Source organism: Chitinispirillales bacterium (genome assembly GCA_031254455.1).
Taxonomy (GTDB): Bacteria; Fibrobacterota; Chitinivibrionia; order Chitinivibrionales; family Chitinivibrionaceae; genus WRFX01.
On record JAIRUI010000057.1, the window covers coordinates 1 to 7,008 of the forward strand.

Annotated in this window: 6 protein-coding genes; all 6 read right to left on the reverse strand. The window is 33.8% G+C overall.

Annotation, left to right across the window (positions count from 1 at the left end):
* Nucleotides 1-242: 242 nt before the first annotated feature.
* Entirely contained in the window at nt 243-1,112 is an 870-nt protein-coding gene (locus LBH98_04100) for a hypothetical protein (GenBank protein ID MDR0303941.1), read from the reverse strand.
* A 3-nt stretch (nt 1,113-1,115) separates the two neighbouring features.
* The gene (locus tag LBH98_04105; GenBank protein MDR0303942.1) at nt 1,116-4,028 is read right to left on the reverse strand and encodes a hypothetical protein; all 2,913 of its coding nucleotides are present in this window, start codon (nt 4,026-4,028) and stop codon (nt 1,116-1,118) included.
* Nucleotides 4,025-4,582: a hypothetical protein gene (locus LBH98_04110; protein MDR0303943.1), complete on the reverse strand. Its 558-nt coding sequence runs from the start codon at nt 4,580-4,582 to the stop codon at nt 4,025-4,027. The genes LBH98_04105 and LBH98_04110 overlap by 4 nt, the downstream gene beginning before the upstream one ends.
* Entirely contained in the window at nt 4,579-5,121 is a 543-nt protein-coding gene (locus tag LBH98_04115; GenBank protein ID MDR0303944.1) for a hypothetical protein, read from the reverse strand. Before LBH98_04115 ends, LBH98_04110 begins: the two co-directional genes overlap by 4 nt.
* A gap of 1 nt (nt 5,122) precedes the next feature.
* Nucleotides 5,123-6,178 carry a hypothetical protein gene (locus tag LBH98_04120; GenBank protein ID MDR0303945.1) on the reverse strand — a complete coding sequence of 352 codons (1,056 nt, stop codon included), beginning with the start codon at nt 6,176-6,178 and terminating at the stop codon, nt 5,123-5,125.
* 20 nt (nt 6,179-6,198) lie between these two features.
* Nucleotides 6,199-7,008: hypothetical protein (locus LBH98_04125; GenBank protein ID MDR0303946.1), on the reverse strand; the 810-nt coding region annotated here is incomplete at its 5' end.

A 7,008-nucleotide genomic window follows, 5' to 3' on the forward strand; every position in this document is an offset into this window, starting at 1 on the left:
TTTAGAATCTCCCTAAATTTATGCTCTGAAATTCTTGAACGAATTATATATTTGTTTTCCATTGTCCCTCCTAGTATTACAACAAAATAATTTTTGTTTAACTAGGATTGAACCTTTTATTATTGTCTTTGTTGAAGCCACAGCCAATCGTTAAAAATACAAAAGCCATAACCATTGTGGAAAACAATACTTTTTTGAATACACTTTTCATAAAAACTTCTCTTTTCGTAAACCGTTGACTATCAATTACTCATTTCTCTTTCCAATTGCTTGAATTTTCGGAAATGAACGCCGCATTCCATGAAAATAGGAATTTTGGGAAGATTGTATGAATTAACGGTGAGTTTTCCGCCTTTTCTCCATCTTTCTTCACCAACCAGCGTAGTAGTAATAGAAATACCGCTTTTTATAAAAAAGTATCTATATTTGAAGCCGATGCCTATAGGTATGTTAAAGTCTAAAACTTTTGCCGCAAATGCACTTGAAGTCTTACTTCTATCCGACAAATATGTTACAGGATTAAGATCTTCACCGCCGCCCAAGCCCGAATGTAAAGTATAAGATATTTGCGGCGATGCAAATATTTCTATATAAGAAAATTTATCTATTACTGTTTTTCGTGTTCCGACAGCCGCTCCGGCATACATTTGCATATATGAATTATCGCCATGATAGAAAACGTGGTCGGTAATACTGTGATAATTATAACTTGTCAAAGAACCTCCTAAAAAAGGAGATACGGAAATATTTTGAAACAGATTATTTTTCCCATTTTCAAGAATACTGTATTTATACCTGAATTGAAGTTTCCACGGAGACGGCCAGAAAATCGCTAATACCGATGCAAGAAATTCATTTTTCTCGTCTTTACTTCCTATTGTAAGATATATATTTCTTACAAATTTTTGTGTAAGATAAATATCATTTGCGTAACCGACATAATAATTACCGGACGCTTCTTTTTTATAAGTGTATTCTATTGTAAGAGGATTATACGACATTTCCGAATTAATAGAAACACCTCTATTGATATATGGAGACACGAAATTTATTATCGGTTCGCAATAAACAAATAATACAAAGAAAAACAGAAATAATGTCGCTTTTTTCATTTATTACTCAGAATACTCTAAATCCCATTCATCGACAAAGCCGTCAAAATTTTTGTCACCTGTCAGAAGAGGAGCAAGTTTAAATTCTCCGGCTTTCATAATTGCAAATCCGTAAGCATTACCTGTAATATTTTTATCATCATCTTCCGCTTTAACAAACACCTCATAATGTCCGCCAGGCTTTATTCCCAAGTCTAATTCTAACAATTCACGGTAAGTAAAAGTTTCTAATTGTCCCAATAAATCAGTATTTGAAAAATTTATTTCATTATTTGAGTTAACTTCTCTAATTCCCCAAAAATACGATTCGATTCCCGACAAATTTTCTTCGGCATTCTCTCCGTTGTCCGGATCAAACGCTTCGGCGTAAAACCTTATAACCATATCCTGCCCTTCTAATATTATCGGACTGTAATCGTATATTTCTCCGATTTCCACATCATTTATCAAATGATGTGTTGACAGCTCTACAGATTTTATTGTCGGTGGGACAAGAACCGGAAGATCGACAGTATCTATTGAAAAACTTGCCTCATTGTCATATATTTTAACGAGAAATTTATAGTCTTCTCCGGAAGCGATTTCAAGGTCGTAAACTTTAACTATCGGAGAAGAATCGTTTTCCCATATTGAGTTTATAAAATGTTCTTCAGCGTATGCTTTAACATAATTATCTTCTTCAGGTTTTATAAACAATGAATTATTTACAACAACCCGCTCTTCTTGTCCTTGTATTTTATTATCAACGACATATTGCTGATTCACCCCCGACAATACTATGCTGTCGTTACCAAAATAATATACGGACTTTCTTATTTGGTCTGAAGCATTACCGTCAGGGTCAATGGATTTGCCGAAAGCATCAAAATATATAGGATTATAACAACTTGTATCGCTGAACCCCGACACGTTATCTATGCTGTTTTTAATATGTTCCCAGTTACTCGTAATTTTTTCGTTTACTTTTGTTATGTAATGCTTTGGCGAATCAGTTCTTTTTACAACCATATTTGCAACTGGAAGACGGTCAAGAAATGTCATAGACTTTTTAGCGACGACAACATCACCTTCGTCGTCAATTATTCTTGCCGATAATTCAAATGTGCTGTTTTTTAATTCTATCTGGTGAATTTGTTGGTAACCAAAACCCCGTATTCCAATCTTAACGTTTGCTCCCTTTTTTAGCGAATCTAAACTTAATTCTTGTGGAAGAATTACTTTCAAATCCATATTTGGCGATTTAATAGAAGCAAAATATTGAGAATATAACGAATTATATGTTGATAATAACGTATTGCATTCTTGTCTTAAAGAGTTTACTTCTGTTTTCAACGAACTTATTTCAGATTTCAAAATATCTATTTCATGCCTCAAATCACTTATTTCGTTCAACAAAAAATCCGAATTTTCATAAGACGAAAGTATAAATTCTTTATATCTAAGTTCTTTCTCTTTATCGACAAGCATTATTTCTTTACTATTAAGAACCATTTCTTTAACCGAAAGAGAATCGCTCATATTTTTAAGAGAATCTCTTTTTTCTACAAGCCTGTTATAGACGCTTTCAACATTAGGACCTGGGGAAAATCTATTTTCACCGATAAACCATTCATAATACATCGGATGAGCGGACGGTTCGTGCCAAAGTTCATAATCAATAATACTGCCATTGTCGCCGTCTTCTACCGTATGTATGATTCGTTTTGCGTTGACAGACAATTGAGTCCCCGTCCTTATAAGTACAACGGCGTCAGGATCTCTTGCATAAGCGGTAAATGTATAGTTGGTGTCCGGTTTCAAAAACGAAGGACCGAAAATTCTTTCGTGTTCCAAAGGTTTTTCTGCCAACATAGCATCAATTAGAATCGCTCTTCCTACCGCTATTGCGCTGCCGGCCACTCCCCAAATAGGGTCGCCTTGCCCCTTAACCAAAATATTAAATTTACTTTCGTATTCGTGGTAACAATTATCATTTTTTAATGCTTCCGACAATTTGTGACAACTACCCCCGTTTTTTATATTATTTTTAGCCCAATTTATTGCGTCAATAGTCCTTATTCCGTATTCGGCGATCGCGTCATAAATAGAACCGGTAAAATAATTCCTTTTCAGTTCATGACGTTCTGATTGTGAGTTTGTTAGTTTTTTTACGGCAAATTCATTTCCGGCTTCGCGAATATCTCTTTTATCACTCGGCGGGAGGTAGCCGTCTAACGCGTGCGCAAACGCAACTGAGGCGTCCCCTATATTGTGCGCTATTTGTTCATATGCGCCGATCCTGCCTTCCGATGCAATCCACCGCGATATTCCAAGTATAAGAAGATTACCGGTTCCAACAAAAAGCAACCCGTCTATCTCTTCTCGCATAAAATTCCCCTGCCCTGTTAAATAAAGATTTTTGTATCTGTTATATGTACGCGTAACTATGGAACGTAATGTATCCGGATTATTTTCATGTTGTCCTTTTTTTATTTTGTTCCACTCTGTCTTACTAACCATAAAATCACCCCAACTGTTGTGAAGAGCGCTGCCGACAACTTCTTTCTCTCTTGTAAGCGCAACTTTACTTATTTTTTTAAGAATACCGGAATTGCAATGACTTTCGACTCCTTTTACAAATCCGTCTAGTTCGGTTAATATATCTTTAAATTTCTCGTGCGCTTTTGGTAGCAACCTTAACTGAGGCGTTGTTATTATCGGCATTCTCAACGGAACCAACCGTTCCCAGTAATCAGAATCCTCTGCATCCGGCCTTTCGTCTAAATTATTATTCATTGCAGGATAATATCTTATCCCTTGAAAAAGCACGACATCTTTGTTCCTTTCATAATCCTTGCTGTCGTCCCAATATGAAATCGATTGAGAAAACACGGCGATAGAACAAAACAATAAAATAAAGATAATTTTTGTTTTCATTTTGCACCGACTTCCCTGATTGTGTAAGTAAAATCCAAATTATTGCAATCGAAATCGCAAACGGGTAAAATAGTGAAACCCTTATACGAAGAATCCGCCCATTCAGTTTTCCCTTTAATCAAAATCACAGGTTGTTTACTCAAATAACCGCTATTCTTGTAAGAATGGTCATTATAAAATCCTATTCGCCTACTATTATCAATCACTATAGGCATACCTGATTCATAAATATTTTTAGATAATACTTTTTTATTATCGGATAAAGGATTTAAATAAATTATCTGCTGCTTGTCAGTATAACCTCGTTCTAAATCAAATTGCATCTTATAGTTTTTGTAATCTTTATACTCTACGCCTTCATAAAAATAAGACGGAACAATTGAATTTACATAATCAACCAATTCGTCTTTTGAGTTAATCTGTTTTTTTTCAACATCTATTATTTCTTGCGGGAAATTTATAAGAATTACAAACCCCTCGGGATAATCAATATATGAACATCCAAAAAATAATATAGAACAAAACAATAAAATAAAGATAATTTTTGTTTTCATTTTGCACCGACTTCCCTGATTGTGTAAGTAAAATCCAAATTATTGCAATCAAAATCGCAAACAGGTAAAATAGTGAAACCCTTATACGAAGAATCCGCCCATTCAGTTTTCCCTTTAATCAAAATCACAGGTTGTTTACTCAAATAACCGTGTATTTCGTAAGAGTTATTATTATAAAAACTTATTCCCCAATCATCATCATTAATCATTATAGGCATACCCGCTTCATAAACACTTTTAGATAATACCTTTTTATTGTCGGATAAAGGATTTACGTAAATCAAGTGTTCATAATTAAACTCTGTAATATATTGCATCTTATAGTTTTTGTAATCTTTATACTCTACGCCTTCATAAAAATAAGACGGAGTAATTGAATTTACATAATCAACCAACTCGTCTTTTGAATTAATTTGTTTTTCTTCAACATCTATTATTTTTTGCGGGAAATTTATAAGTTCCACAAACTCCTCGGGATAATCAATATATGAACATCCCAAAAATAATACTGTGACAAAAAAGAATTTTACGGTTTTCATACTATTTTTTCTCCCTTATATGCAGTTGGTTCCATTGCTTAAAAGACAGGTGAGTTCCTTTCCCGTCAGACACCATAAAATTTTGCTCCGGTCTTTCGCCTCCATCTCTTTTTTTTTCGTCAAATAATGTTACACCGAGCAAATACGCTACTGCGTATGTAAAATCTCTACCATTATCTCCCTTTACTTTTGCATATCTATACTCTGTACTCGAAATAACGGAGTATTCTCTGTCTGTTTCATCAAAAAAAGCAACATTTTTATTTTCTTTATTAGAAAGAACTATTTTACAATCATAATCTGTAGTATCAAGCGTCCTCTCTACTTTACAAATTGCTTGCTTAAATACGCTGTCTGCATAAGCAATTCTTTGCTTTGTTGTTTCCGCGCTATCTATTTCGCCTTTATCGTCTGTCACTAAAACTTTTATGGTTCGCCAAGGATAAGCAACAATATAAGCGGAGTTTTCTTTTGATAAATTTTTTATTTGGTTACTCTTTAAATTAACATATTCTTTTATCTCTTCCGTACTATTTGTGTTATACAAAGAATCTGTACCAATGACAATAAAATTTTCCTGTTTGTATTCGTGTTTTTTTAAATTTCCCGACACTTTGATCATATATTTGCCAATACCGCCATTAATAAGCAGAGGAATATCGCCTATTTCCATTCCCTCCTTAGAATACAATAAAAAGTTTACGCTATCTAAACTTTCTTTGTTATAAGAACAAAGCACAAAATTAGGACTACTTTCATTTTTTGCTTCTATCTCAAAATAAAAATATGTTTCCACAAAAGTGTCGGCAGGAACAGAAAATATTGCAAAAATTTCTGTGGTATCAAGAAGATCAAAATATATTTCTCCGTATCCATAATTTGTATAACAATTTTTACCACTAATTTTTATTGCTTCATTCGACAAAATATTTTTGAAAGATGTTTTTCCGTTTACCCCTAAACGAAATATCTTTTCACTTTCTTCTTTTGGATTATCGGGTTTTGTGCAACATAAAAAAAACAAACCGCAAATAAACAGTAGTAATATTTTTTTCAAAACAAACCTCTCTTGTTAATTTAAAATTGATTTATATCAACGACTGATTTGAACATCATTTTTTCATCTATTAAAACCGGCAATATATAATAGTTAGTATCTTTAAGCATATTTATTTTTTGCTTGCTTGTATCTGCTATTAGAAATACCGGTTTCCCTTCAAATCTACTATTCTTTGTATCAAATTTTCGTGATGTGAAAATATAATAAGAGTTATTTTGTCCGTTGCGGTAAAATCTAATTTTCTCTGTATTTGAAATATTTTTTCCATCTTTTTGAAATAAAACCTGAACTTCCGCAGAATTTATACCGTTTACGTGTTTGTCTTTGCGAGCATAAATCCTAATAGTCAACGCACTTCTACCGTGTAATCTTTTGTATAAATCTCTTTTGGAAGAAACGTCCAACGCAAAATCGCCAATTCCCGCGCCTATTATAAACTCATTATTAAAGTTCAAGATCCCAAAATCAAGCATGGTTTCTCCGTTAAGCAATACAGGAATTTCATACGCGCCCATATCAAAACCGTTATTAAGCGGTCTTTCAATATTCGTTATATCCAAATCAACATTGATATCGTCCTTCCCTGCATCAATACACGGGCTTTTCTGTTGCAGTATTAACCCGTCGTCATAACTACCCCAAATCCCATCTTCGCCTTTCGGCTTATCGACATCTACAAACAATGGATCATCATCAATATTCCCCTCGCCTGCAAATCCGTTTCTTACACAAGAATATTCAACGTCAAACCCATCACCCTCAAACTCTCTCTTCTCATCCCAAAGAATCGTATTAACAACCTTCACCCTCGAATTCTTAGACACAAC

Bases quoted from the DNA above. Each gene is read 5' to 3' on its own strand.
- LBH98_04100 (MDR0303941.1), bottom strand. From the start codon at position 1,112: ATGAAAAAAGCGACATTATTTCTGTTTTTCTTTGTATTATTTGTTTAT.
- LBH98_04105 (MDR0303942.1), bottom strand. From the start codon at position 4,028: ATGAAAACAAAAATTATCTTTATTTTATTGTTTTGTTCTATCGCCGTG.
- LBH98_04110 (MDR0303943.1), bottom strand. From the start codon at position 4,582: ATGAAAACAAAAATTATCTTTATTTTATTGTTTTGTTCTATATTATTT.
- LBH98_04115 (MDR0303944.1), bottom strand. From the start codon at position 5,121: ATGAAAACCGTAAAATTCTTTTTTGTCACAGTATTATTTTTGGGATGT.